Annotated in this window: 23 protein-coding genes; 7 read left to right on the top strand and 16 right to left on the bottom strand. The window is 66.2% G+C overall.

Annotated features, from left to right (window positions below):
- Positions 1–32 precede the first annotated feature (32 nt).
- The 4 genes from ACFOLC_RS11745 to ACFOLC_RS11730 form a co-directional block, all read right to left on the bottom strand.
- Positions 33–1,571: a serine hydrolase domain-containing protein gene (locus ACFOLC_RS11745; protein ID WP_386759451.1), complete on the bottom strand. Its 1,539-nt coding sequence runs from the start codon at positions 1,569–1,571 to the stop codon at positions 33–35.
- A 201-nt stretch (positions 1,572–1,772) separates the two neighbouring features.
- Complete coding sequence (locus ACFOLC_RS11740) at positions 1,773–2,669, bottom strand: hypothetical protein (protein ID WP_386759450.1); 897 nt, start codon at positions 2,667–2,669, stop codon at positions 1,773–1,775.
- An 88-nt stretch (positions 2,670–2,757) separates the two neighbouring features.
- Positions 2,758–3,216, bottom strand: a complete 459-nt coding sequence (locus tag ACFOLC_RS11735) for a PaaI family thioesterase (RefSeq protein WP_386759449.1) — start codon at positions 3,214–3,216, stop codon at positions 2,758–2,760.
- Positions 3,217–3,258: 42 nt separating this feature from the next.
- Positions 3,259–4,662: a pyridoxal phosphate-dependent decarboxylase family protein gene (locus ACFOLC_RS11730; RefSeq protein WP_386759448.1), complete on the bottom strand. Its 1,404-nt coding sequence runs from the start codon at positions 4,660–4,662 to the stop codon at positions 3,259–3,261.
- Between the two features lie 162 nt (positions 4,663–4,824).
- Here ACFOLC_RS11730 and ACFOLC_RS11725 point away from each other — a divergent pair, with 162 nt between their 5' ends.
- The 4 genes from ACFOLC_RS11725 (at position 4,825) to ACFOLC_RS11710 (ending at position 9,032) form a co-directional block, all read left to right on the top strand.
- Entirely contained in the window at positions 4,825–5,703 is an 879-nt protein-coding gene (locus tag ACFOLC_RS11725) for a bile acid:sodium symporter family protein (RefSeq protein ID WP_386759447.1), read from the top strand.
- Between the two features lie 252 nt (positions 5,704–5,955).
- Positions 5,956–7,266, top strand: a complete 1,311-nt coding sequence (locus ACFOLC_RS11720) for a vanadium-dependent haloperoxidase (protein WP_386759446.1) — start codon at positions 5,956–5,958, stop codon at positions 7,264–7,266.
- A 257-nt stretch (positions 7,267–7,523) separates the two neighbouring features.
- Positions 7,524–8,177, top strand: coding sequence for a glutathione S-transferase family protein (locus ACFOLC_RS11715; RefSeq protein ID WP_386759445.1), 654 nt, complete (start codon positions 7,524–7,526; stop codon positions 8,175–8,177).
- 132 nt (positions 8,178–8,309) lie between these two features.
- Positions 8,310–9,032 carry an rRNA pseudouridine synthase gene (locus tag ACFOLC_RS11710; RefSeq protein WP_386759444.1) on the top strand — a complete coding sequence of 241 codons (723 nt, stop codon included), beginning with the start codon at positions 8,310–8,312 and terminating at the stop codon, positions 9,030–9,032.
- A 44-nt stretch (positions 9,033–9,076) separates the two neighbouring features.
- Here the strand turns inward: ACFOLC_RS11710 and ACFOLC_RS11705 are convergent, their stop codons facing one another.
- The 7 genes from ACFOLC_RS11705 to ACFOLC_RS11675 all read right to left on the bottom strand — a co-directional run bounded on the left by ACFOLC_RS11705 (position 9,077) and on the right by ACFOLC_RS11675 (position 16,034).
- Positions 9,077–9,547 carry a YehS family protein gene (locus tag ACFOLC_RS11705; protein WP_386759443.1) on the bottom strand — a complete coding sequence of 157 codons (471 nt, stop codon included), beginning with the start codon at positions 9,545–9,547 and terminating at the stop codon, positions 9,077–9,079.
- Positions 9,548–9,651: 104 nt separating this feature from the next.
- Positions 9,652–10,509, bottom strand: coding sequence for a PA4780 family RIO1-like protein kinase (locus ACFOLC_RS11700; protein ID WP_386759442.1), 858 nt, complete (start codon positions 10,507–10,509; stop codon positions 9,652–9,654).
- Positions 10,510–10,661: 152 nt separating this feature from the next.
- Positions 10,662–11,006, bottom strand: a complete 345-nt coding sequence (locus ACFOLC_RS11695; RefSeq protein WP_386759441.1) for a RidA family protein — start codon at positions 11,004–11,006, stop codon at positions 10,662–10,664.
- Positions 11,007–11,215: 209 nt separating this feature from the next.
- A complete protein-coding gene (locus tag ACFOLC_RS11690) occupies positions 11,216–12,154 on the bottom strand; it encodes a gliding motility protein GldB-related protein (protein ID WP_386759440.1) in 939 nt (312 codons plus the stop codon).
- A 40-nt stretch (positions 12,155–12,194) separates the two neighbouring features.
- Positions 12,195–13,112 carry a M14 family metallopeptidase gene (locus ACFOLC_RS11685; RefSeq protein ID WP_386759439.1) on the bottom strand — a complete coding sequence of 306 codons (918 nt, stop codon included), beginning with the start codon at positions 13,110–13,112 and terminating at the stop codon, positions 12,195–12,197.
- 98 nt (positions 13,113–13,210) lie between these two features.
- Positions 13,211–15,283, bottom strand: coding sequence for a M13 family metallopeptidase (locus tag ACFOLC_RS11680; protein WP_386759438.1), 2,073 nt, complete (start codon positions 15,281–15,283; stop codon positions 13,211–13,213).
- A gap of 328 nt (positions 15,284–15,611) precedes the next feature.
- Positions 15,612–16,034, bottom strand: a complete 423-nt coding sequence (locus ACFOLC_RS11675) for a YqaA family protein (RefSeq protein WP_386759437.1) — start codon at positions 16,032–16,034, stop codon at positions 15,612–15,614.
- 106 nt (positions 16,035–16,140) lie between these two features.
- Here ACFOLC_RS11675 and ACFOLC_RS11670 point away from each other — a divergent pair, with 106 nt between their 5' ends.
- Positions 16,141–16,983, top strand: a complete 843-nt coding sequence (locus ACFOLC_RS11670; protein ID WP_386759436.1) for a class I SAM-dependent methyltransferase — start codon at positions 16,141–16,143, stop codon at positions 16,981–16,983.
- Between the two features lie 141 nt (positions 16,984–17,124).
- On the opposite strand, the gene ACFOLC_RS11665 is transcribed toward ACFOLC_RS11670, so the two are convergent.
- Positions 17,125–20,055, bottom strand: a complete 2,931-nt coding sequence (locus tag ACFOLC_RS11665) for a TonB-dependent receptor domain-containing protein (protein ID WP_386759435.1) — start codon at positions 20,053–20,055, stop codon at positions 17,125–17,127.
- Between the two features lie 291 nt (positions 20,056–20,346).
- On the opposite strand from ACFOLC_RS11665, the gene ACFOLC_RS11660 reads away from it, so the two are divergent.
- Positions 20,347–21,735, top strand: a complete 1,389-nt coding sequence (locus ACFOLC_RS11660) for an alkaline phosphatase family protein (protein ID WP_386759434.1) — start codon at positions 20,347–20,349, stop codon at positions 21,733–21,735.
- Between the two features lie 39 nt (positions 21,736–21,774).
- Here ACFOLC_RS11660 and ACFOLC_RS11655 read toward each other — a convergent pair whose 3' ends face one another.
- Together ACFOLC_RS11655 and ACFOLC_RS11650 are read right to left on the bottom strand one after the other, a co-directional pair.
- A complete protein-coding gene (locus ACFOLC_RS11655; RefSeq protein ID WP_386759433.1) occupies positions 21,775–22,677 on the bottom strand; it encodes an amidohydrolase family protein in 903 nt (300 codons plus the stop codon).
- A gap of 233 nt (positions 22,678–22,910) precedes the next feature.
- Positions 22,911–23,954: a DUF5694 domain-containing protein gene (locus tag ACFOLC_RS11650; RefSeq protein WP_386759432.1), complete on the bottom strand. Its 1,044-nt coding sequence runs from the start codon at positions 23,952–23,954 to the stop codon at positions 22,911–22,913.
- 174 nt (positions 23,955–24,128) lie between these two features.
- On the opposite strand from ACFOLC_RS11650, the gene ACFOLC_RS11645 reads away from it, so the two are divergent.
- On the top strand, positions 24,129–24,440 hold the full coding sequence (locus ACFOLC_RS11645; RefSeq protein ID WP_386759431.1) for a hypothetical protein: 312 nt from the start codon (positions 24,129–24,131) through the stop codon (positions 24,438–24,440).
- A gap of 179 nt (positions 24,441–24,619) precedes the next feature.
- On the opposite strand, the gene ACFOLC_RS11640 is transcribed toward ACFOLC_RS11645, so the two are convergent.
- Both ACFOLC_RS11640 and ACFOLC_RS11635 read right to left on the bottom strand, forming a co-directional pair.
- Positions 24,620–25,498 carry an acyltransferase gene (locus tag ACFOLC_RS11640; RefSeq protein ID WP_386759430.1) on the bottom strand — a complete coding sequence of 293 codons (879 nt, stop codon included), beginning with the start codon at positions 25,496–25,498 and terminating at the stop codon, positions 24,620–24,622.
- 186 nt (positions 25,499–25,684) lie between these two features.
- Positions 25,685–26,173, bottom strand: coding sequence for a VOC family protein (locus tag ACFOLC_RS11635; RefSeq protein WP_386759429.1), 489 nt, complete (start codon positions 26,171–26,173; stop codon positions 25,685–25,687).
- Positions 26,174–26,538 lie beyond the last annotated feature (365 nt).

The following is a 26,538-nucleotide window of genomic DNA, read 5'->3' as shown; positions in this document are numbered from 1 at the left end:
GATGCCCATCGTTGCCCGTCATTCGCGAGGGATCAGTGGCCGCCGCTGGCCTGGTTGGCTGTCGCGTCCTGGCGGCGATAGAACACGCGCGCGCTGCCGCGCTCCACGGTCAGCCCGGACACCACGCCGTGTGCATCGCGATGAAACTCGAACTGCAGCTGCGTGAGATCACCCGGACCGATGAACCTTGTCGGCGCCAGCGGCTGCAGGACCAGCGTCGTCGGTGCGGCCTTCTCCGTGACCGTGATCGCGCCCTCGGCGATCGCCACGTCCAGCACGTCGGAGTCGAAGTAACCGATCAGATTGCCGCGCACTTCACTCGGCAAGGCAGTATCGACCCGGTACGTGCCGGCGTAGTCGGCATAGACCGGCGTGGCCAGATCCAGGTCGATCGTGTGCACCAGCGGATTGACACCGTCGTCGAGCGCATCCGACAGTGCGTTGCGGATTTCCATCATCAGCTTGCCGCCGTTGCTGCCGTTGGTCAGGATCACCAGGCCACTGCCTGTTTCCAGATGCCCCTCGATCCAGGCGCGGTAGCTGTCGTTGGCGCCGCCGTGATGAAAAATCCGCGTCTGGCCGCTGCCCTCCAACCGTGGTCCCAAACCGTGCAGGCTTGGTGACACCTCGGTCATCATCTGTGTCGCGAGGATGCGCGGCAGGTAATCGTCTTTGCCCTGGTAGCTGCGGATCAGCGCGCCGACGAAAGCCCCCAGATCGTTCGCGCTGGTCCACAGACCCGAGGCCGCCTGTTCCGGGAACGCCTCGTAGCCACGTGGCAGTGCGACGCGCTGGCCGTCCTTGTCGTGAGCCTTGGCGACGTTGTCGAGCGAGACCGGCAGCGGGTTGACGTAGGTGCTGCGGCGCATGCCGAGGGGCTGGAACACCTGCGCGCGCGCCAGGCTTTCCAGCGACTTTCCGCTGGTTTCCTGCAACACCAGTTGCTCGACGGTGATGCCGCCGCCGGAATAACGCATGCGCGTGCCGGGCTGGAAATCGATGCGTACCGGTTCGTTCCTGGCCGGCGCGATGCCGTCCAGGGTCTGCACGATGTCCGGCAGCTTCTCGCCCGGCAGGTAATCCTCGAAGCCCCACACGGTCAGGCCCGAGGTGTGCGACATCAGCATGCGCAGGGTGATCGTGTCGCCGCCGAACGCCGGTGCTTTCGGAACCTTCCACGAAGTCAGGTAAGCGTTGACATCGCGGTCGAGGTCGAGCTGCCCCGCAGCCACCTCGCGCAGCGTCGTGGCGGCCGTGACCACCTTGCTGACCGAACCCACCGAGAACAGCGTGTCGGCATCGACCGCGTCCTGGGTGCCGGCTGCGCGCACGCCAAAACCGGCCGCCTGCACCACTTTGCCGTCCTTCAGCACCGCGATCGCAACGCCCGGCACGTGGTAATGGATCATGCGTTCCTGCAAGGACCAGCCCGGCAGTGGCACCCCGGCCTTGAGCGTCGCCGGCCGCAACCCATGATCGAGTGCGGCAAACGCCCCCATGTTGTCCTCGTGGGCGGCGCGTCCGCTGGCCACGGCGCCACCGGTCAGCGCAAACGCTGCCGTCAGTGCCAACCCGAACCACGGGCGTCTCGTCCCCGACAACCTCGACGATGAAAAGCCACTCCCCACTGCGCAAGGCATGAACTTCACGGGTACGACTCCTTCCTGGAATCCCAATGAAGATGCGGGAATAGCGCGAAACCGTTGCAGGCACCGGCGCAGGTCGCGCACACGTGCCGCACTACCGCCACGGCTCCTTGGGCGGCACCGCCCCTAAAACGCGATCCCCGGACGCAGCACGAGGTGGAACAGCAGCAGCACCGCGACCAGGGCGACGAAGGCGGGCCAGATCGATCGGGCCGGATGCAGCGCACGCCACGGCACTTGCGTCACGCACCAGGCGCTGGCCTGGACCCAGCCGATCCCGACCGCGGCCGTGATCACCGGCACGATGACAACTTCGATCGGGTGGCCGGGCACGCGAAAAGGCAGCACCAGCAACGTGCCGATCAGTGCCGGCAACGTGGCTACGCCGAAGATGAAACGCGCCCGCTTGCCGGCGTGGTCGATACGCTCGGGTGAGGCCGCGAGCGCCAACAGCTGCGGTGTCAGCCTGATCGCAATCATCGGAATCACTGCGAGCGCGACCAGCGCGGCGGCGGTCTTGGAGATGGGCGCCAGATGAAAATAATCCATCGCCATGCCGACGTCGTTGCGCGGGTTGATCGACCCGATCACCACCTGCTGCAACGCCTGGAAGCAACCGTGGTAGGCCATCCAGATGCAGAACAACCGGCCGGCGGCAGATCGCCCCGGGCGCCACGCCAGCCAGAACACGAACATCAGGCCGACCAGCAGGATGGCGAGCGCACCGGTGCCCTGGAACAGCGTCGCCAACGGATGCTCGCCGTCCCAACGGTGATTGTTGTGGAAGAGTGTGGGACTCAGACCCGGCGTCAGCGCCTTGGGAACGACCAGGAACACTTCCTGGAGAAAAAAGATCAAGTTGAAGGCCAGCGCGTAGAGCAGCGACGAGTAAATCGTCAGCCGCCCATCCCACGGCGCGCGCTCCATTGCGGCATGCGTGGAGACATGTCGGCTGCGCAGCAGACCGGTCAAGCCCAGCGACAAGGGGCCGACGACAAGGGCGAGTACGGTGGCGGCAGCCACGATGGCGATGGACGGGGGCATGTCTTTCCTTCCGTGATGAGTGCCGGCTCTGAGTGGTGTCCGGTTCGGTGCCGCTGCGATGGTTGCCCTACGCGTTCGGCAGGAACTTCTCGACGCCCAGGGTCAGGCCCTTGCCGGGTAATGCCATCAAGGTCGAGGTGCCGTGCGCGACCAGGTCGCCGGCTTCATCGAATACGCTGGCTTCGGTGTAACTGATCTGCCTGCCGGCGCGCAGGCACCGGCCTTCGGTGCGCAGGCGCCCGTGCGTGACGGCCTTGAGGTAGTTGAGCTTGAGATCGACATTCACCAGCCCCGCATCCTCCGGCAAGCGCAGGAAGCCCGCCCAGAATGTGGCGGTGTCGATCAGCGTGGCCAGCACGCCGCCGTGGACGATGCCGAAGGGCTGCAGGTGACGCTCGCCCAGCTCCAGCTCGATACGGCAACTGTCGAGGTCGAGGGCAGCGAGCTTCATCCCGATCAGGTTCGGGTAAGGCGCCGTGCGGACGCTGTCCTGCAGGGCCTGGATGTAGGCGGGATTGGGGGTCATGGACGAGACTCGAGAATCGGTGAGCAATGTGTGCCAGCCACCCTACACGTGCCGGCCACCACGCAAGGTGCGAAACACCCGCACGATCGCCGCGGCACTTGCTTCGGCATCGTCCTCGGAGGTAGCCCAGTTCGACACCGAGATGCGCATCGCGGCCATGCCGTGCCAGACGGTGCCGCCGAGCCAGCACGTACCCTCGCGTTGGACACCGACGATGACCTGACGCGTGATGTCGTCATCGTCGTCGAAGCGGACCAGCACCTGGTTCAACACGACGTCGTTGAGAATGCGGATACCGTCCTCGCAGGCAAGGAGGTCCGCCATCTGCCGCGCGCGGGCGCAACAGCGATCCACCAGGCCCTCGACGCCATCACGCCCGAGCGTGCGCAGCGTGGCGTACACCGGAACGCCGCGGGCGCGCCGCGAGAAATCCGGAACCCAGTCGACGGCGTCGCGTTCGACGCCCTGGCTCTGGATCAGGTAGGCCGCGGTGGAGGTCATCGCCGCGCGGTGCACCTCACGCTGGCGGACGATGGCGATGCCGCAGTCGTACGGGACGTTCAACCACTTGTGGGCATCGGTGGCCCAGGAGTCGGCGAGCTCGATGCCATCAGCCAGTGCGCCGTGGCGTCCACTGGCGCGCGCCCACAGGCCAAAGGCGCTGTCGACGTGGAGCCAGGCACCGTACTCATCGGCGACCGCGGCGATCTCGCGCAACGGATCGAATGCACCGGTATTCACGTTGCCGGCCTGCGCGCAGATGATCGTCGGCCCGTCGAGCGACGCCATCCGCTCGCGCAGCCGATCAATACGCATGCGCCCCTGCGCATCGGCTTCTATCCGGTGCAGTGAGCGCGTGCCGAGACCGAGGTAGCGCATCGCCACATCAATGGTGATGTGCGACTCGGCGGACACCACCAGATTGACACGCGGTGCACCGCACAGGCCCTCCGCTTCGACATCCCAGCCGGCGTGATGCAGCACGGCATGCCGCGCGGCGGCCAGACAGGTGAAGTGGGCCATCTGGCAGCCGGTCACGAAGCCGACGCCCGACTCTCGCGGCAGGTCGAACAAGTCGAGCAGCCAGTCGGCTGCGATCTCTTCCACTACCGACACCAGCGGCGAAATCACGTAGATGCCGGCGTTCTGGTCCCAGGTCGACACCAGCCAGTCCGCAGCGAGCGCGACCGGGTAGGCACCGCCGATCACGAAGCCGAAGTAGCGCGACGAATTGCAGGCGGACGTCCCCCGCTCCGCCTGCGCGGCCAGCAGGTCCAGCACCGCGCCACCCTCCTCGCCTTGCTGCGGCAGCGGTGCCCGCAGCGCGGACAACATCTCGTCGCGGCCGGCGAGCGCGCCGACATGACGATCGGGCAATCGGCGCAGGTACTCGGCGGCATGGGCGCGCGCCTGGTCGAGAAGCGGCTCGAATGGATCGAGGGCCATGGGAATCTCCTGGAGAGCCAGTGCGGAAACGTACCCTGTTTTTGCGGACAAGTGCTGTTCGATGCTGCGTCCTCACGGCACATTGCGTTTCCGCGGCAGGCCGTTGTCCGGGCCGCGGAATGCCCGTAATGTCGCGGCATCTCACGGGGATGGGAACCACGCATGACATCCGGATCCTTGCTGACCGTTCTGCTGCCGCTGGCCTTGGGCATCATCATGCTCGGCCTCGGCCTGTCGCTGACGCTGGACGACTTCCGCCGCGTGGCGCAGCAACCCAAGCCCGTGCTGGTCGCGCTGGTCTGCCAGACTTTGCTGCTGCCGCTGGTGTGCTTCGCGCTGGCCAAGGCCTTCGGGCTGGCACCGGCACTGGCGGTGGGCCTGATGCTGCTGGCGGCCTCGCCCGGCGGCACCACGGCCAATCTGTACAGCCACCTCGCGCATGGCGACGTCGCCCTCAACATCAGCCTCACCGCGGTCAACTCGGTGTTGGCCGTGGTCACGCTGCCGCTGGTGGTCAACCTGTCGCTGGCACACTTCATGGGCGACGGCGCGACCATCCCGCTGCAATTCGACAAAGTGCTGCAGGTGTTCCTGATCGTGCTGGTACCGGTGGCGATCGGCATGGCCGCGCGTGCGCGCCAACCCGCCTTCGCCCAACGCATGAACCGCCCGGTGCGCATCGTCTCGGTGCTGTTCCTGGTGGCGATCATCGCGCTGGCGGTGGTGAAGGATTGGCCCACCCTGGTGCAGCACGCGCCCACCATCGGCCTGGCCGCATTGGCCTTCAATCTCGTCAGCCTCACCGTGGGCTACGGCGTGCCGCGCCTGCTCGGCCTGGCCAGGCGGCAGGCCATTGCGATTGGCATGGAGATCGGCATCCACAACGGCACGCTTGCGATCGCTGTCGCCTTGAGCCCCACCTTGCTCAACAACCCGACCATGGCGATCCCGGCGGCGATCTACAGCCTCATCATGTTCGTCACCGCCGCGCTGTTCGGCTGGGCCGTGAGTCGTGACCGCGCGGGCAAAGCGGCAACGTGAACCTGTACGGGCCGTACGGCCCTGCTTTATCCGCGTCAGCCAGGGCAAGCACATGGCATCAACCGTGCCAGCGCGCCTGAATTTCGTTACACCCCCGGCCTGTCCCAAGACAGGAAGACTCGCTGCCAAGAAACAAGGCAGTAGTGTGACCGCGCGTGACCGGTACCACCGCCCCCAGTCGTTGTCCCCGTAGCTGCCATCCCCCAGCAGCCGCGTCAGCACTGACGCGCCCTCCCGTTACGAGGAACTCCCATGAAGGCTCGACGCGAGCGGTTGTACGCCTGCCCCTTCCCTGTGCCATCTCGCCATTGGCTACTGGCCAGTGCGATCGCTTTGACCATCCCCGGCCCGGCACTGGCCGATGCCGTCACCGACTGGAATGCCGTGACCAACCAGGTAATTGGTGCGGCTGGCGCCCCACCGCAGCAATTCCGGGTCTTCGCCATGGTGCACATCGCGGCGCACGACGCGTTGAATGCCATCGATCCGCGCTACAGGTCCTATGCCGCCATCGGCGCGGCCAATCCCAATGCATCCCCGGCTGCGGCCGTGGCCCGTGCGGCGCGCGACGTACTGGTCGCCACGCTGCCCTCGCAGGTCGCCACCGTCAACACCGCCTACGCCAACTACATCGCCGGCCTGCCCGCCTGCCCGCCGGCAAATGCCAACTGCATCGGTGATGGCGTGGCGATCGGCGCGCTGGCGGCGGATGCCATCCTCGACATGCGCCATCTGGACGGCTCGCAAACGCCGCACCTGCCATACACCCTCGGACCGGGACCGGGCGTCTACCAACCCACCTTGCCGACGCCACCGCCTCCGGCGCCGTATCCGCAGTTCGGCAACTGGGGCAACCTGCTGCCGTTCGCGCTCGTCAGCAGCCATCAGTTCCGCCCTGGCCACAGCCGTATCTTCATCCTGAAGGGCAAGGCATACGCTGCGGACTACAACGAAGTCAAAGCAGTCGGATCGGCCAGCGTACGCAACGCCACACCGGACTCCGAGGAGAGCCGGATAGCACGCTTCTGGCCCGGTGGCGGTGGCAACCTCAACGGCATCACGCGGGTGATCGTCGCCGACTACGACCTCGACCTGTGGGAGAACGCACGCCTGTTCGCACTGATGAACATGGCCGTGAACGATGGCCTGATCGCAACGTTCGAGGCCAAGTACCACTACAACTTCTGGCGCCCCTACACCGCGATCCGCTGGCTCGACGACGGCAATCCCGCTACCACGCCCGATCCCAATTGGACCTCCTACATCGTCACGCCGCCTTATCCGGACTACACCTGCGGCCTGCCGAATACCGTCGGCGCATTCTCCGAAGTGCTCCGCGACTTCTTTGGTTCGGACGAAGTGCCTTTCACCTTCACCGCGACGGGCCTGCCCCCGACCGTCACCCGCAGCTACACCAGCCTCTCGCAAGCCGCAAACGAATCCGCATCGGCGCGTGTGTACGGCGGCATCCACTTCCGCACTGGCTGCATCGCCGCCGTGCGTCTGGGCGAGAAGGTCGGCCGGTTCGTGTTCAAGACGCAATTGAAGCCACTGAAACAATAGGAACTGCACGACGCGGCCGTTCATCCTCGCGCGACCGCGCCTCTGCAATGGGGGAGGAAAGCAAAGCCCCGCCTGTGGCGGGGCTTTGCCATTTCGCGGGTGCGAGAAGCCCTCCACGATGGTGCGGGTTATTCGGGAAGGCAATGTCGATCCGCACCCGCCTCGATCGTCGGTCTCTCAAGGCAGGACACCGATGCTTCTACCAGCCTCTCGGCCGGCAGACGGTGCTGCCCCCCTTCACTTCGAGATGTCCGCCCATGCCCCTGAAACTCTATGCCCATCCCTTCTCGTCGTACTGCCAGAAAGTGCTGATCGCGCTCTACGAGAACCACACGCCCTTCGAGTTCCGCCTGCTCGAAGGCGATGAATCCATGCGCGAGCTCGAGGCCCTGTGGCCGATGAAGCGCTTCCCGGTCCTGCGCGACGCGGATCGCACGGTGATCGAAGCGAGCAGCATCATCGAGCACCTGGGCTTGCACCACCCGGGGCCGGTCCGGCTGATTCCCACGGATCCACGTGCCGCACTCGACGTGCGGATGATGGATCGCTTCTTCGACAACTACATCTCGACGCCACAGCAGAAAATCGTGCTCGACGCCCTGCGTGAAGAAGGTGCGCGCGATCGCCAGGGCGTCGCCGAAGCACGCGCGATGCTCGAGACCGCCTACGCCTGGCTGGACCAGGTCATGGCCGCCCGCGAATGGGCGACGGGCGATACCTTCAGTCTCGCCGATTGCGGGGCGGCACCGTTCCTGTTCTATGCCGACTGGACCCACCCGATCGACGAGGCCCATGCCAACGTCCGCGCCTACCGCCACCGGTTGCTGGCGCGTCCCTCGTTCGCGCGCGCCGTCGACGAAGCACGCCCGTACCGCACGTACTTCCCGCTCGGCGCGCCGGATCGGGATTGATCACTCGACACAGCAGTCAAGTATCCGGGCAGCGTCAGGATGGCGTGGCTTCCGGTTGGGGTAACGTCAGCGACAAGCCACTGCGCTCCGCTTCTGTCTCTACACTACCCACCCCTCTTGCCAGGCAGTCCCATGCCCGAATCCATCCGCCTGTCCAAGCGCCTGACCGAACTGGCCCGCTGCTCGCGCGCCGATGCCGAGTGCTACATCGAGGGTGGCTGGGTGTCGGTGGACGGCAAGGTCGTCGAGTCGCCACAGCACATGGTGTCGACCGAACACGTCGAGCTGGACCCCGAAGCGACCCTGGAGGCACCGGAACCGGCCACGGTCCTGCTGCACAAGCCTTGCGGTTTCGACGCGATCGCCGGCCGCAAACCCGCCGCGGCACTGGTCACGCCGGCAACGCGATGGGCACAAGACCCCAGCGGCGTGCGCTTGCTGCAGCGTCATTTCATCCGGTTGACGCCGCTGGTACCGCTCGACCACGACGCCAGCGGCCTGATGGTGCTGACCCAGGACGGCCGCGTGTGGCGCCGTCTCACCGAGGACGCCGACCGGATCGAGCAGGAATTCATCGTCGAGGTCGCGGGTGACATCGCGCCTTACGGCCTGCGTCGCCTCAACCACGGCCTGCATTATCGCGGCCGCGAGCTGCCGCCATGCAAGGTGAGCTGGCAGAACGAGATCCGGCTGCGCTTCGCGATCAAGGCCGTGCAGCCCGGGCAGATCCGCGACATGTGCGCGCAGGTCGGGCTGGATGTCGTGGCGATCCGGCGGATCCGCATCGGCAAGGTCCCGCTGGGCAAGATGCCGGCGGGAGAATGGCGTTACCTGCCGGTGGGCGAGCGGTTCTAGGAAACCCTCTTCTCCCTAACCGCACGCCGGCATCGCAAGGAACTTCAAGCGCCCCGCACGCGCAGCGTCAGGCCCTTGAGGAAATTGCGCAGCAGCTGGTCGCCGCACAGGCGGAAGTTCTTGTGGTCGGGCTGGCGAAACAGCGCAGTCATCTCCGGCTTGGAGATCGGGAAGCCGGCATCGGCGAAGGCCTGGTGCATGTCCACGTCCTTCAGTTCGAACGCGACCCGCAGTTTCTTCAGCACCACGTTGTTGGTGACGCGCTTTTCCACCGGGCGCGGCGGCAGGCTCTCGTCGCGGCCCCGGTAGTAGATGACCAATCCGTCGAGGAAATGTGCCAGCACGCGGTTGCTGCATTCGGCGTAGTCGGGGTCGTCGTCCTTGCGCAGGAACGCCTGCACCTCGGTTTTCTCGAGCGGGAACGCGGGATCGGCCAGCTTCGTGATCTCGACGACCTTGTTGTCGCTGAGATCGAGCATGTAGCGGATGCTGCGCAGTACATCGTTGTTGATCATGGGTTTCCAGAACTACAGCCGGCTGCCGCCGTTGGGGGTTTCCTAGCTTAGTGGCGATGGCGACGGGTGTCGGACATTCCCGCGTTCACGGCCGCCGTCGCACCTCAATCGGCCAGCGCCGCCGCCTCGCGTCCCTGCTGGCGGATCAGTGCCTCGTCGCGGGCCTCGTTGATCGCATCGCGGACGCTGTCGATGTCGGCGAGGCGCTCGTCGTGCTCGAACGTGCCGGTAAGCACGGTATCGGGCTGCAGCGCGCCGGCCTCGAACAGCGCCCACATCTCCTCGCCGTACCAGGTGTCGAGCAGCTCCGGCGCCCAGCGCCCGAGGCTTGCGGTGAGGTTGTTGACGTCGCGCAGCAGCATCCGTCGCGCGGCGTTGTTGCCGGTGGCGCTGACCACCTGCGGGAAGTCGATCACCACCGGGCCGTCCGGGCCGACCAGCACGTTGTACGCGGACAGGTCGCCGTGGATCAGGCCGCAGCACAGCATCCGCACCACCTGCCGCACCAGCACCGTGTGGAACTCGCGTGCCTGCTCAGCGGTGAGTTCGACTTCGCCCAGGCGCGGTGCCGAGAACCCGTCCGCGTCCGTCACCAGTTCCATCACCAGCACGCCGTGGAAGTAGCCGTGGGGCTCGGGCACGCGCACGCCGGCTTCGCGCAGCTGGTACAGCGCGTCGACCTCGGTGTTCTTCCAGGCGGTTTCCTGCTGCTTGCGGCCGTACTTGCTCGCCTTGCCGATCGCGCGCGCCTCGCGGCTGCCGCGCACCTTGCGGCCTTCCTGGTACTGCACGCGCTGCTGGAAACTGCGCTGCGCCATGTCCTTGTAGACCTTCGCGCAACGCACATCGTCGCCGCTGCGTACCACGTACACCGCCGCTTCCTTGCCGCTCTTGAGCGGACGCAAAACCTCGTCAATGACGCCGTCGTCGATCAGCGCCTGCAGCGCGGTGGGGGTCTTCATGGAATCCTGGGAGAGGTCGCGGCACGGACGGGCGCGAACCGGGCGGTATTGTCGCATTGCAGCACGGCGCGGTGGTTGCCGCGAGCCGGAGGAAACGGGGGCGGTTCAGGCCTCGGGACGACGACGCGACGCTTTGCCGTCGGCCCGAGGTGTCAGAGCGCCGCGGTCACCACGATCTCGACCTTCCACGCCGGGTTGGCCAGCCGCGCCTCCACCGTGGCACGCGCGGGGGCCTTGCCGGACGCCACCCACTGGTCCCAGACCTTGTTCATCCCGGCAAAGTCACCGATGTCGGCCAGGAAGATCTGCGCGCGCAGGATCCGGGTCTTGTCGGTACCCGCCTGCGACAACAGCGCATCGATCTCGGCCAGCACCTGCCGGGTCTGGTTCTCGATTCCGGCCGTGGCATCGGCTGCCACCTGCCCGGCCAGGTACGCGACACCGTTGTGGATACAGGCCTCGGACATGCGGTGGCCGGCTTCGATGCGCTCGATCATGGAGTCTGCTCGCGAGGATTCGGATGGAGCGGTCACGTTAAAGCGCATCCAGCATGTCCGACAAGTCGCCTGTGGTCGGAATCGACCCGATTACGTGGGAGGAGTTCCCCAGGGCCACCGGAAACCGGCCGTTCAATGCCCCGCCCGTCCCGATTCTGTGGTGACCGCCAACCATTGGGGCGACCGCGATTCAAGCCGCCTTGCACGGGCTACTGCAGCTGGATGCCGGGATACCAACCGCTCTTGGCAAGGAACGCCTTGGGATCGTCCATTTCCAGGATTTCGCGCAAGGCCCGGCTCTTGTCGGGGGCGTGCTGGTAATAGGATTTGGCGATGCGATAGCCGACCCAGTAACCGAGGTCGCCTGGCTTGTCCGTGGTGCTGTTGTCGAGCCATTGCGAGAGGTCGGTCTTGTCCACGTCGGCAACGAACGCAGTCTCGATCTCCCTCTCACGGCCCTTGGTGGTCGCAGCGAACACCGAATACGCGACATTGCCGGCGACCAGTTCGGTCGCTAATTCGGCCGCGCCTTCGGCCAGCGAGCGTTCCAGCACCGTGGGGTGCTCGGCATCGACCAGCGCCTCCACCTGCTGCCCGTGCATGTATTCGTGGACGATCACGTACACGAACCGGTCCTCCACGTCGGGGTTGAGCCAGTCCGTCGCGCACAACGCCTCAAGGCCGATCTGCAAGCCGGTAACGGGGCTGCCCACACCGACCGGCTTGCCCCGGCCGACGGCGATCGTGACCGGCGGCAACTTCGCTTGCGGATAGAGGCGAACCAACTCGCCCAAAGCGACGTCCAGACGTTGGCGCACGCGCGGCAGCACGGCGATGCAACGCTTGGCACCCGAATAGACCTGCGGGTGCCTGGCCAGGTTCTCGGCGATCCGGACCCCGGTGACGTTTCGGACCTTGGCGAGCTGATGCAAGCCCTCCGAGCCCGCATCGAGGTAGTCGTGCTGGAGCTGCTCGGCCGTCGGGCGTCCGCCGGCGGCGTCGTAGACCCGGTAGAAGCGGTCGACGTCCTCGGTGTGGATGACGGGTCCCGCCGCAGGCTTGTCGTCTTTCGATACCGCGCTGTGCGCCGTTGCGGAAACCGCGCACACCAGCACGCCAACCACCAACCCACTGCTGATCAAGCTCATCCTTGGCATCCTGAAACAGGGAAAAATTCGATCGCCGTTATCAATGCGCCAGCGCGAAGTCGATGGCCGCACACACCGCCGCGGCCTGCGCGGCGTTGCATTGCTCGGCACTGGCGCGTGGGCTGTCGGGGTAGACCTCGGTGGTGGTCTTGTACGTGGCATCGGTGATACCCGCACACAGGCCGAGCTGCTTGAGCGGGTAACGGATGACACCCGGCGCGGCCACCGTCGAACCGATGATCTCGCCGTTGGCGTCGGCCGGGGCGATATGGGTGATCTTTTCGACCGCCGCGATCACCGCCTGTTGGAACTCAGGCTGCGGGTGCTCGCTGTCGTCGACCAGGTAGAAGCCGTCGGGGATTTCGCCCGGCTCGAACGGCTTGCCGTCACGCGCGGCCAGTGCCGGGCGGAATTCGGACTCGTCGCTGTCGGTGGTCTCGTGCAGATCGATGTGCACCAGCACGCGATCGCTCACGGGCGCCACCAACTGCAGCAGCGCCGCCGATTCAGCGGCCGGGCTGTCGTTGCGGAACGAACGGTTCGGGTCGATCGCGTTCGCGTTCCAACGGTGGATCCGCTCGTACGCCCACGGGCTGATGCACGGCGCAATGAGCAGGTTGATGCGGCCCGCATACTCGTCCGCGTGCCGGTCGATGAACTGCAACGCGCCGTGCACGCCACTGCTCTCGTAGCCGTGCACGCCGCCCGTCACCAGTGCGACCGGCAAGTCGTCGCGCCAGTCACGGCTTTTGAACGCAAACAGCGGGAAGGTTTCGGTACCGTACTCGAGCCAGCCGTACTCCACCACGTCGAAGCGCGGACGCAGGCGCTCGATGACGCTGAGCACCTCATCCGCATAGCTGCGCTGGCGGGTCTGGCGCGACAGCCATTGCGCCTTTTCCGCGTCGCCCCAAGGCTGGCCAGGGGTACCGATGGGGTAGAAGGCTTGGGCATTCATAACGTCTGTCACTCTGTAGCGATTGAGGGAATGGTGGAACACGTTGCAGCGGGACGCGGCGGAACCCAGTCCCGCCGCGCCGTCGTCGCTATGGTCGGTTACCAGATGCGCACGCGCTGTTCCGGCGCCAGGTACATCGCGTCGCCGGGCTTGACGTCGAACGCCTGGTACCACGGGTCGAAATTGCGCACCGGGCCGTTGGCGCGGTACATCCCCGGCGAATGCGGGTTGGTCTTGATCAGGGTCAGCAGCGACTCGTCGCGGTACTTGCCCTTCCAGATCTGGCCCCACGACAGGAAGAAGCGCTGGTCGCCGCTCAGGCCGTCGATCACCGGCGCCGGCTTGCCCTTCAGGCTCAGCTGGTAGGCGGTGTAGGCCATGGACAGGCCGCCGAGGTCGCCGATGTTCTCGCCCATGGTCAGCGCGCCGTTGACGCACTGCCCCTGCAGCGGGCAGTAGGCGTCGTACTGCGCGCCCAGCGCCTTGGTGCGTTCATCGAAGCGGGCACGGTCCTCGCCGGTCCACCAGTTGCGCTGGATGCCGGCGAAGTCGGACTTGCTGCCCTGGTCGTCGAAGCCGTGGCCCATCTCGTGGCCGATCACCGCGCCGATGCCACCGTAGTTCACCGCCGGATCGGCGTTCAGGTCGAAGAACGGCGGCTGCAGGATCGCCGCCGGGAACACGATCTCGTTGAAGGTCGAGTTGTAGTAGGCGTTGACCGTCTGCGGCGTCATGCCCCATTCGTCGCGGTCGGTCTTCTGGCCGATGCGGCGGTTCTCGTCGGCACGGTTGAAGCGGCGCAGCGCCATGGCATTGGCGACCAGGTCGTTGGGCACGATGCTGACGCTGGCGTAGTCGGTCCACTTGTCCGGGTAGCCGATCTTCGGCCGGAAGGTTTCGAGCTTGCGATACGCCTGGGCCTTGGTCGCCTCGCCCATCCAGTCCATCTGCTGGATGTTCTGGCGCAGCGCCGCGCGCAGGTTCTCGACCAGCTGGTCCATCGCCACCTTGGCCTCGGGCTTGAAGTAACGCGCCACGTACAACTCGCCGAGCGCGTCACCCAGACCGTCCTTGGCGCCGACGGTGGCGACCGCGCGCTTCCAGTCGTCGCGCTGCGCCTTCTGGCCGCCGATGACCTTGCCGTTGAAGGCGAACGAGGCCTCGTCAATGGCGCGGCTGAGCAGGTCGGCATTGCCGTCGATGGCGTGGAAGGCCAGGTAGTCGCGCCACACCGGCAGCGGCGTCGCGGCGATCACGTCGAGCACCGGCTGCACCGCATCCGGCGTGACCACGTTGACGCGGTCGGGCTGCTTCATTTCCTGTGCGCGCAGGTGCGCGGCCCAGTCGTAGGACGGGAACTGCTTCTGCAACTGCGCGAAGGTGGCCACGTTGTAGGTCTTGTCGCGGTCGCGGCGCTTGGCGCGCTCCCACTGCGGCTTGGCCAGCGCGGTTTCCAGCGCCAGCACCTGCTCGGCGCGGGCCTTGCCGTCGCCAACGCCTACAGAGGCCGCGCCGGCAAAGCCGAGCATGCGCTGGATGTGCGCGACGTAGGCCGCGCGGATGGCGACGAAGCGCGCGTCCGGATTGAGGTAGTAATCCTTGTCCGGCAGGCCCAGGCCGCCAACGTTGAGGCTGACCAGATAGGCATCCGGGTTCTTGCGGTCCAGGTCGACGCCCAGGCGGATCGGCGAGGCGCTGGCGTCGAGGTCGGCGTTGGCGAAGGCGGCGATCAGCGCCGGCTTGGAGTCGATCGCGGCGATGCGGCCCAGCAGCGGCTGCAGCGGCGTGATGCCCGCGGCATCGCGCGCGGCGTGGTCCATGTAGCTGGCGTAGTAGTCGCGCACCTTCTGACCGTTGCTGCCCGGCTTGAGGTCGCTGCGCTGCTGCAGCCCCTCGACCAGCCCGTGCACCTGCTCCTCGGCGCGATCGCGCAGCTGGTTGAACGAGCCGTACGAGGTCTCGTAGTCCTTCAGCTCATAGGTCTTCAGCCAGTGGCCGCTGACGTAACGGTTGAAGTCGTCACCCGGCTTCACAGACAGGTCGCGGGCACTGAGGTCGACGCCGAAGTCGCCGAGCTCGGGCTTGCTGGCCGACCGGCCGGCGGCGACGGAAACGGTGGAGACCAGGCCAAGCGCGATGGCGAGGCTCAGGCTCAGGGACGAAGACTTCATCGGGCGGTTCCGCAGAAATATGGAACGCCGGAGCCTAGCGGCCGCGCACCGCGCGGTCGAGTGACTTTGGTTGAGTCGCAGCTCCGTCGCCCCCGTTCCCGGCGCGGACGCCAGCATCCGCAAACCGGTCCGGTAGCCCGGGTAAGACCTCAGGCCGCACCTGGGCGCCTTTCGAGGACCGTCACCATCCCAGGTGCGCTCCGCTTACCCGGGCTACGCAAGCTCTCGTCATCCCCGCGAAGGCGGGGATCCATGGACGTTGCTTCTGTTATTCAATACAAGGGCGTAGCCCGGCCTGTGGCCTTACCCGGCTACGGATCAGCAGCCTTCATGCATATTGCGCAGCCACGACGGCCAGCACCACATAACGCGCGGTCTTGACGACAGTCACCAGGACGAGGAACACGCGCAGCGGTTCGCGCATGACCCCGGCCGCCAGGGTCAGCGGGTCACCGATGATCGGCATCCAGCTCAGCAGCAGCGTCCACTTGCCGTAGCGGCCGTACCACGCCTGCGCCCGCGCCAGCGCCGCGGGTTTGACCGGAAACCAGCGCCGCTCGCTGAAACGCGTCAGCTCGCGCCCGAGGAACCAGTTGACGGTCGAGCCCAGCACGTTGCCGACACTGGCCACGACCACCAGCAGCCACGGCACGTAGCCGGCCACGAGCAAGCCCACCATCAGCGTTTCGGATTGCGCGGGCAGCAGCGTGGCGGCGATGAACGCCGTGACGAACAATCCCAGATAAGCCATCGCCGGCATTCTACGTTCGAGGGCCTGCGCGCCTTGGAAAATGCACCCAGCCCGTTGGATTTGGCGGAAAATGCCCCACCCTTTCGCCGCCCCAGGAGTTGCCCGCGTGCCGCATTATTCCGGCCCCCTGCTCACACGCCTGCTCGCCGAGGCACTGCTGGCCGCACGCGATACCGGTGCAGGCGCATGGACCGGCTCGCTGGACCTGGGACGCTCGAACGGCGACGCGGTGCTTGCGACCGACGCCTGGCAGTGGCGCGATCAGCGCTACCCGTACCCGGACAAGCTCAAAGACCGCACGATCTACTACTGGGACGGCGATGACTTCGCGCCGGTGTCGCGCTATTCCGGCTCGCTGATCAAGCTGGTGCCCAGCGAATGGCGCGCGCCCACGTTCGAGATCGACGGCATCAAGATGCTGCCCACCTCGAAGGAGTCGCCGGTCGAGGATGCGCGCCGCAAGGTGGCGCTGGTGGAGCCGCAAGGAAAGGTCGTGCTCGATACCTGCGGCGGCCTGGGCTACTTCGCGGCGTGCTGCATCGACGCGGGCGTGGCCCGCATCCACTCGTTCGAGAAGAACGCCGACGTGCTGTGGCTGCGCACGCTCAACCCGTGGTCGCCGGACCCGGACGCGCCCGCCTTCGGTGGCCGACTGCAGCTCACCCATGCCGACGTGTCACAGGCGATCACGCAGATCGGCGACGCCGCGGTGGACGCACTGTTGCACGACCCGCCGCGCTTCGGGATCGCCGGCGAGCTGTACTCGCAGGTCTTCTACGACCAGCTGGCGCGCGTCCTGCGTCGCGGCGGCCGCCTGTTCCACTACACCGGCAGCCCGAACAAGCTCACCAGCGGCCGCGATGTCCCGCGCGAGGTGGCCAAACGCCTTGAGAAGGCCGGCTTCAAAGCGCAGCTCGCGCTGGACGGCGTGCTGGCGACGAGGCGCTGAACCGCAAGGCCCCGCCATGGTTCGTCTTCCACGACTCGATCTTCCGCGCATCCCACAGCACGTCATCCAGCGCGGCAACAACCGCATGTGAAACCGGCCGTACGTCCACCGCAATGGACGTACGGCGCGCATGGCCTTCAATCAGAACGTGTAGGTCCAGGTCAGGTTGTAGGCGCGACCGACCAGGTCGTAGACCTGACTGTTGGCATAGATGCCCGGCTCGCCGAACCCCATGTACGGTGGCTTCGTGTCGAACAGGTTGCTCACGCCGAAGCTGAGGGTTTGGCCATTGTCGAAGCTGTAACGGGCCGACAGGTCGTGGTAGGTACGCGAAGGCACCGTGTTGTCGTCGTACTGCTCGTTAGAAATGGCATTCACGTTGGCTCGGCCATGGCCCAGGAAGCGGCTGAGCAGGGCCACGCCGAACTTGCCGACGTCATACGTGGTGGTCAGGCTGGCGCGCACATGCGGGTTGCTGTACGCGCCGTCACTGATCACATCGCCCGCTTCGATACCCGGCGTGGTTTCGGTGACGTGTTCCAGCAGGTAGGTTCCTGCGAACTGGAAGCCGAGACGGCCCGGGCCAACGTCGACGCGATAGCGGGCGGACACGTCGATGCCCCTGGCGTACAGGCGTGAAATGTTGTCCTGCTGCGCCTTCACCCACAGTGCCGCGCCTGCCGGCAGGAGGACGCCATGCTGCTGGGTCGGCACGCCCGGCGTCAGATTGCGGCCCACTGCCGCGCAGTACGGGTTGTCGATGCTCGGCAGATCCACGCACAGGTTGAGGATGGTGGTGTAACTGAGCTGGGTGACGACGTCGGCGATCTCGATATCCCAGTAGTCCACGGTCAGATCGAAGTTCTCAAGGAACGACGGCTGCCACACGAAACCCACGGTCAGGCTGTCCGACGTCTCCGGCGCCAGCTCCGGATTGCCGCCGGTGGTGATGTGCGGGCCGATCTTCGGATCCACGATCGGCTCAGGCACGCCCAGCGCCTTGCAGTTGGCCGCGCGCGTGGCCGTGGCGTAATAGCTGCCGACCATGCAGGGATCTGAAATCGAACCGGCGGTGGTGCTGGTGAATATCGGTTCGTACAGCTCGCCGAAGTTCGGGGTGCGCACGCTGCGCGACCGCACGCCGCGCACGGCGAAGCCCTGTACCGGCTCCCAGATCAGGCCAGCCTTCCACGCATCGGTGCCACCGACGGTGCTGTAATCGGAATAGCGGTAGGCCAGCTCCAGGTCCAGGCGTTTGGCGAAGCTCACGTCGGCCAGCACCGGCAACATCACTTCGGCAAAGACCTCGGAAACGTCGGATGCCACGTCCAATTGCGAACGCGCACCGGGACCGCCGCCATAGACCAGTTCACCGGACAGGGCCAGCGGGTCGTCGGTGTTCTTCAAGGTGTCCTTGCGGTACTCGATGCCCGCGGCGAAATTCATGTCGCCGGCAGGCAGTTCGAACGCCGAGCCGTTGATTTGCGCACCCGCCAGCTTCTGGGTGGTGGTGCGATATTCATCGCGGTCGTTCAACACGTAATCCAGCAGTGACTGGCTTGGCGCGCTGGTGCTGAAGATGTTCAGCGGCACGCAACCGGCGGCACGTGCGGCGACGTCGCGGCACACCGGTTGGCCGTCGACCTCGATCACGTCGCGTGCGGCCAGCCAGTGCGACTTCCACGGCACGTTGCCTTCGATGGCGTGGTCTTCCACCTTGCCGTACTGGACGAACGCGCTCCAGCCGATGTAGTCGGTGAGGTCACCCCCCAGCTCCCCGCCGACGGTGAAGGTCCTGCGGTGGTGGACTTCGTCGCGCACCGGGAAGTTGCCGTAGGTGCGGTCGATGCTGAGCGAGGTCAGGCCCTTTTCTTCCATGACGGCGCGGATCGAATCCGGCAGGAACGGGTTGTCCAGGTAGGCCTTCGCGCCGCCTGCGCCGCCAAAGAAGGTGGCGCGGGTGTCATCGCGCCAAGGGTAGAAATCGCCGTCGTAATCGGTCTTGGCATAGTTGAACCAGCCTGCGCCGCGGTAACTGTCGGTGAAGTAGAAATCCACCAGCCCCAGCACGGACGCGGATTCCTCGCCGCCGCGGAACTGGTAATGGTCGGTCAGGTTGCGGCCATCGCCGCCACCGCCGGTGGCGAACTGCGCCGGCCCATTGCCGTAGAAAGTGTCATGCACCATCGCGCGCACGCTGCCGTCGCTTTGCAGCATGTAGCGCTTCTTGTCGCCGGCCAGCCAGAAGTTGGGCTCATAGGCGTAATAGTGCTGGCGGTAGTCGTACAGCGTGATGTTGTCGGGAATGCCGTCGCTGGTGCCGGTGTTGGCCGGGTTCGCCAGATTGAACGGCTGCTGCGTCCAGTCGTAGCGGTCGGACATGTACAGCGGATCGGTCTTGGTATAGGTGCCGCCGATGGTGAAACGGCCACGGTCATCGGCGAACTTGAACCCGGTGGAAATCGAGGCGTTGAACTCGCCGGAGTCACCGCGTTCGGACAAGCTCTTGGTCGCCGACAGCGTGGTTTCCTCGATGTCCTTCTTGGTGATGATGTTCACCGCGCCGGTCACCGCATCCGCGCCATACACTGCCGCCGCGCCGCCGGTGACGATGTCAACGCGCTCGATCATGCCCAGCGGAATCGTGCCGATGTCCACCGCGGAAGATCGCGCCGAACTGGAGACGCGGCGCTTGCCGTCGATCAGGGTCAGCGAACGGTTGGTGCCGAGGTTGCGCAGGTTGACGAAGGCCGCGCCGGCATCCCAGCCGGTCACGCTGCTGGACAGGCTGTTGCCAATGCCGATCGCCGGATTCTGCGTCAGTACGTCGTAGAGGCTGGTCTGGCCGAAGCGCAGTGCTTCGTCCATGTGGATGACGCTGACCGGCATCGGGTTCACCAGGTCCGGGCGAGCGACACGCGAGCCGGTCACGACCACGTTGTCCAGCGTGCGGGCCTCGACGAAATCCGGATTGCTGGAGCCCTCTTCCTGCCCCGGCTCCTCGGGGGCCGCCTCCTGCGATGGCGTGTGGGAGGTGCGTGCTTGCGCCTGGACGACGGCGGAAGCTTGCATGGACAAGACCGCAACGGTGATACCGGCAGCCAGCCGAGAAACGGACGATCGCACTGTGGGATTCCTGCGTGGATGGAGGAAGCCCGGCAGCATGTGAGTCCGTCGTGTAATCCGTGTTACATGCAGAAGATGCTTGCCGAATGAGCAGATTTCATGACGGAAAGCGTGCAGTCGCGCACAAAGCGCGCGGCGGCGATGCGCTTACTCAAATCTGCAAAGTGCATGTCATGGAGTGGAGCCTAGGGTGTGTGGCCTCCAGACACTTCCCTTTGCAGAACCATGACCTGTCATATGTCGCGTTTGCACCGCCTCGGTTCCACGTCCCTGCTTTTGTTGGCCAGCGTACTGCTCGCACTGGCCGCCCCGGCATTGGCCCGGCAAGTGCACGAATCCGGACGCGCCGTGCTGATGATCTCCATCGACGGCCTGCATCCGAGCTACGTGCTCGATGCCGATCGTTTCGGCGCACGGGTTCCGGTGCTGCGCGAGTTCGTCCGCAACGGCGCCTATGCGCAACGGGTCACCAACGTCACGCCCACCGTGACCTATCCCAACCACACCGCCCTGGTGACCGGCGTCTCGCCGCAAGAGCACGGCATCTACACCAATACGGTGTTCGACCCGCTGGGCCTGGAACAGGGCGCATGGAACTGGTACGGCGCGCAGATCAAGGCGCCAACCCTGTGGGAAGCGGCCAAGGCCAAGGGCATGACCACCGCCGCGGTGCTGTGGCCGGTCTCGGTGGGCCACCCGGCCATCGACTACAACGTGCCCGAGTACTGGCGCAACAAGCGCCCCTATGACCAGTTCCTGATGGAATCGGTGTCCACCCCTCGCGGCTTCCTGGAGTCCGTTGAGCAGCGCACGGGCCACCCGTACTACGCCGGTCCCGATGGCCTGGCCCTGGACGACAAATCGACCGAGGTCACCATCGCGATGATCGAGCAGGCCAAGCCACGCCTGCTCACCCTGCATCTGGTGGCGCTGGACGGCGCCCAGCACGAACACGGTCCACTCAACGAGCATTCGCTGCCGGTGCTGGAAAAGATCGACACCATGGTCGGCCGCATCGTCCAGGCCCAGCGCAAGGCTTATCCGGACAGCACCATCGTCATCGCCTCCGACCACGGTTTCCACCCGGTCAACCACCTGCTGCACCTCAACGCGGCGCTCGCCGATGCCGGCCTGATCGAACTGACCGAAGGCCCCGCCCCGAAGGTGAAGTCCTGGAAGGCCTACGCCTGGAACTCAGGCGGCAGCGCCTCGGTGGTCCTGCAGGATCCGAAGGACGCAGCCACCCGCGCCCATGTGGACCGCATCCTCACCGCGCTGGCGGCAGATCCGGCCAACGGGATCTCGACGGTGCTGCGCGGGGAGGAAGCCGTCGCCTTGGGCGCGCTTCCGCAGGCCTCGTTCCTGGTGGATTGCCGCTCCGGCTTCGCCACGGGCGGCGCGCTCACCGGCAAGGTCGTCACGCCCACCGCCACGACCACCGGCACCCACGGCTACCTCAACACCCACCCGGAGATGAGCTCGGCGTTCTTCGTCACCGGGCCGGGCATCAAGGCTGGCAAGAACCTGGGCCACATCGACATCCGCAACATCGCGCCGACCCTGGCCGGCGAGCTTGGCGTGGCGCTGCCCACCGCCCGGCAGGCCGCACTGCCGCTGCGCGACTGACTAGTAACGGACGAGTAATGAGGTCATCGGCGGCGGTCCTCACGGCCCGGCCACCTTCGCCACGCGCAGGAACCGCGCCGCGTTGTCGTGGAAGATCGCGCGCTTCTGCGCCGGCGTCAGGAACGCCGCACTGTCCACACCCTCCACCGCCAGGGTGATCGCCTCCGGCCACACCATCTGGTCGGAGCCGAACATCAGCCGGTCCGTGAAGCCGGCGGTCACCAGCGCCTGCAGGTAGTCGTGGAATTCCTGGCGCGGGATGATCCAGTTGATCACCGACAGGTCGGCGTGCACCTGCGGGTACACATGGAGGATGGCCTTGGTTTCCTGCAGGTAGGGCCAGCCGGCATGCATCAACCACACCCGCAGCTTCGGGTGACGCTTGAGCAGGGGTTCCAGCCGCATCGGGTTGCCCAGGCCCGCACTGAAACCGGGGCAGCATCCGTACGGCGTGCCCGGCGGCCCCAGCCCGGTGTGGATGCCGACCGGGATGTCGAACTCCTCGGCCAGCTGCAGGTACGGCTCGAACCACGCATCGCTCGGGTCCAGCCCGTGGTACTGCGCGGCGATCTCGCCCATCACCTTCAACTCGCCGTTGGCGAAGGCCTTGCGCAGCACGTCCGGCGGCGGCAGCGGCGTGCGCCCGTCGTCGAGAAACGCGCCGGCCCAGATCGCCTCGCCGCCCGCGCGGCGCATGCTCGCCATCGCCGCGTCCGGGCCACTCACCAGGCCCAGCACGATGCCGTGCTGGCGCATGCGCTCCAGCGTGAGTCGCTCGCGCTCGGCGTCGGTGTTGGCGGTGGTGGGCTGGCCGGTCGCGGGGTTGGGCGCACCTGGCGCGGCCGCGCCCACGTGCAGGTGGACGTCGATGATTGGCCCCTTGTAGGGCTGGGCCAGCACCGGCGCGCACGCCAGCAACAGGATCAGGCAGAGCAGTCGCATGTTTGGTATCCCCCGGGTGTCGCAAAGAGAACGTCGGGGATACCGGGCGACGGCCACTTCCATGTGCGTCCGAAGCCCGTAGGGTGCAATCCTCCAAGGGGACTTCCTTCGGGGCGTAAGCGAAGTGGATTGCACGCATGCTGCTTCAAGAAGCTGGCCACCAGGCCCAACTACCACCACCGCCCCCCATGCGGCGCAATGTTATTGCGCCCTACTTCATGCAGACCGTCAGATCACTTCAACACCTGCTCGGCATCGACGATCTCCACGCCCTGCAACTGCCCGAGCCAGCTGTCGAACCACGGCTTGTGCGAGACGCCGACAATCGACAGCACCCGCGACCGCGGCTGTTCGCGGAACGCCGCACGGATGTTGGCCACCATGCGCAGGTTGCGGGCCTCCCATCCGGCGACCCAGATCTGCGGGTAGTCCTGCGGCGACTGCGCCCTCATGGCAGCACGCGCGTTGACGTCGGCGAGCACTTCCAGGTGCTCGGGCTGGTTGATGTAGCGGTACAGCGGCAGCAGGTCGCGGCCCTGCGACAACGCCTGTTCCTGCTTCTCGCGGACGTTCAGTTCCGTCCTTCCCGCACTCCAGGCCTGCTGCATCGCCTGACCGAACGCCTGCGCATCCGCGACATCGATGTTGTCGCCGGTGTGGTTGTCGACGGCATGCACCCGTTGCAGGCCCAGCCGCGCGGCCAGGCGCGCGCCGATCTGGTAGTTCTCGTTGTTGCGCGTGGCGATCTGCTCGAGCATCGCCACCAGCGCAGCATCCAACCCATCGCCCGCGCGACGCTCGCCATCGGGCAACTGCAGCCATTGCACGTAGGCGGACGAGCGGTCGTTGGCGGCCAGGAACCGCGACGCCAGGTGCCGCCGCTGCACGGGCGTCGGCTGCGCGGGCCAGGCCTTGAGCGTCTTGTTCACCTCGGCGATGGCCGCGGGCACGTCCAGCCCGGTCGCGGCCTTGGCCGCGTCGGCAGTGGCGCAGTAATCGCTGCCGTACACAGCGGGATGGCGCGCGGCGAGATCGCACTCCTCACCGGACAGCGCCTCGATGGTGATGACCTCCGGCTTGAACGCAGCCAACCGGTCCAGCAACGCAGGCCTGAAGTCCTTGGGCATGCCGCTCAAGTGCACCGTGCCCAGCACCAGCACTTGTGCGCGCGGACCGGTCATGTCCCGGTCGAGCACCGTCAGATCAACCTGCGCCTGCGCCACAGCCGGACCCATCAGCGCCAACAGCCACCCCCACTTCGCCCAACACTTGCTCATGCAGTGCTCCCGTACGTCCTTGTTGAAGGCATCGGCATTCTTGCAAAGCGTGGCCGGGCGCACCCGTGACCTTGGACAGGGTGACAATCGGACGCAACGCATGATGCGGCGTCGATTGATCCGACGTTTCCCAGGCACGATAGTCTGCCGAGCCGAGAATCCGGAGGGTTGGACATGCGGTTCGAACTCAGCAACACGCATGCCTATCCGGGCTGCAAGGTCCGGGTGCCGCAAGCACCCGAAGGCACGGACGACTCCGATTGCGCGGTCGAGTTCAGCGATGGCATCGTTGTGCCCGGGCACTACGCCTTTCGAGCGGGAACGATCACCCTGCGCGTCGCGTCGTACGAAACGGCACGCGTCACCCGCATCGACAGAAAATCCTGGCTCCTGCAGCCCGACGATGCAGAGGGACGATGGCGGATACGCAAGCGTATTCCACACACACCCACCGGGCAGGCGACGCTACAGCAACCGTCTCGGTGAGTCAGAAACCGTAGCCCGGGTAAGGCCACCGGCCGCACCCGGGATTGCGTCGCGACGGTAGAAGAGCCCGAGTACGCTTCGTTTACTGGGCTGCGCTGCCGAGGGTTGAATCACAGACCGAGTGCGCCAAGGGCGACGGCGGATGGATAGAACACGACCCGCCCGATGAAGTCACTCCCTTACTTGCCCAGCAGCCGCGCCAGATCCTCGTCCTTCTCGCACCACAGCTCGTTCATCCATTGCTGGAACCGTGCACGGAAGGCCCGGTCGTTCTGGTAGTCGCCGTGCAGCATTTCTTCCGGAATCGGACGCTGGCGCACGCACACGCGAACCTCGGGGATGCGGTTGGCCATCAGGTCCAGCAGCGACGGCGTCCCGCCCGGATACGCGATGGTCACGTCCAGGATCGCGTGCAGGCCCTCGCCCATCGCATCCAGCACGAAGGCCACGCCGCCGGACTTGGGCTTCAGCAGATGCCGGTACGGTGCCGCTTGCGCGTCGTGCTTGGCCGCGGTGAAGCGCGTGCCTTCCACGAAGTTCATGATCGCCACCGGTATCGCGCGAAACTTCTCGCAGGCGCGGCGCGTGGCCGCGATGTCACGCCCGGCCAGCTCCGGCCGGCGCGCGATCTGCTTGGGCGTGTGCCGGCCCATGAACGGGAAATCCAGCGCCCACCACGCCAGCCCCAGCAACGGCACCCAGAACAGTTGCCGCTTCAGGAAGAAGCGCAGCAGCGGGATGCGCCGGTTGAACACCTTCTGCAACACCAGGATATCCACCCAGCTGCGGTGATTGGCCAGCACCAGGTAATGGCCATCCGCCTGCAGTACCGCGTCCTCCTGCACGTCGACGCGCATGCCGGTGAAGCGGTCGATCATCCAGTTGTTCACCCCGATCCAGCTTTCCGCCAGCCCGGTCAGCAGGGGGTTGCTCGCCCGCCGCAAACGGTCGAACGGCAGCAACGCCTTCAGCAACGCCACCAACAGCAGCGGAAACACATGCAACACGGTGTTGGCCGCGATCAGCAGGGAGATCAGTACTAGGCGCAATGGGAGCATGGAACGTGAGTGCCTCGGGGGAGGAGGCCTATTGTCCCGAGGAAACCGGGGCCACGTCACCTGCCGGCCGGAACTGGCAGGCCGGCCCCCTCCGGCGCGGGGTCACGGATCGCGCCGATCGACCCGCGGCGGCGCCTTGCCTTCGATGCGGCCGGTCTTCGCGTCATTCACTGCCGGCCGGCGATCTCAAGCAGGGGTGGCGCCCTCGACCGCTCGATCGAGCGCGGCGATATCGATCTTCGTCATGTCCATCATCGCCTTGAACGCGCGTGCCGCCGTGTCGCCGCCCTGGGCCAGGAGTTCGGTCAGGCGTTTGGGCGTGACCTGCCACGCCAAGCCGAAGCGATCCTTGCACCAGCCGCACGCGACCTCCTGGCCACCGTCGGTGGTGATGGCGTTCCAGTAGCGGTCGGTTTCCGCCTGGTCGTCGGTCGCGACCTGAAAGCTGACGGCTTCGTTGAACGCGAACTCCGGCCCGCCGTTCAACAGCAGGAACGGCATGCCGAGGATGGTCATCTCGACGGTCAGCACGTCGCCCTGCTTGCCGGCCGGGTAATCCGTGGGTGCGCGCATGACGGTGCCGATGCGGCTGTCTGCAAAGGTGTCGGCGTAGAAGCGCGCCGCCTGTTCGGCATTGCCGTCGAACCAAAGGCACGGCTGGAGCTTGGCGATCATGGTGAGGTCTCCTGGGGTCGGTTGCAGGCGTGACCCTAGCCGGCCCGGTGTAGAGCCGGGTGAATGGAATGCGGGCGCGCAGCACCGCGACGGGCTTGCCAACCCGGCGCATCGCGTCGTCGGTCAGGCGTCACACGGGGACTTCCTTTGGTCGTAATGCGCCGGTTGCCACAGGCCCCGGCCCCGCATGTGGATTCCGGCTCAACAGGTCAGCTGCGCCGGTTCCCCCTGATCGACTCGTTGGTGCTGATCAACGGTCGCTTGCGACCCAGGCTGTGTGAAAACGCATCACTCGTTAGACTAAGCCATCGCGCTGGCATGGGTTACGAATGAAGCGTTTTGTCGAAGGCGAGAGCCGATCCCAG

It is taken from the genome of Lysobacter cavernae, assembly GCF_042648505.1.
In the GTDB taxonomy this organism is placed as follows: Bacteria; Pseudomonadota; Gammaproteobacteria; order Xanthomonadales; family Xanthomonadaceae; genus Lysobacter_L; species Lysobacter_L cavernae.
The sequence above is the reverse complement of the archived record's forward strand: the minus strand, read 5'-3'. Positions and strand labels throughout refer to the sequence as shown.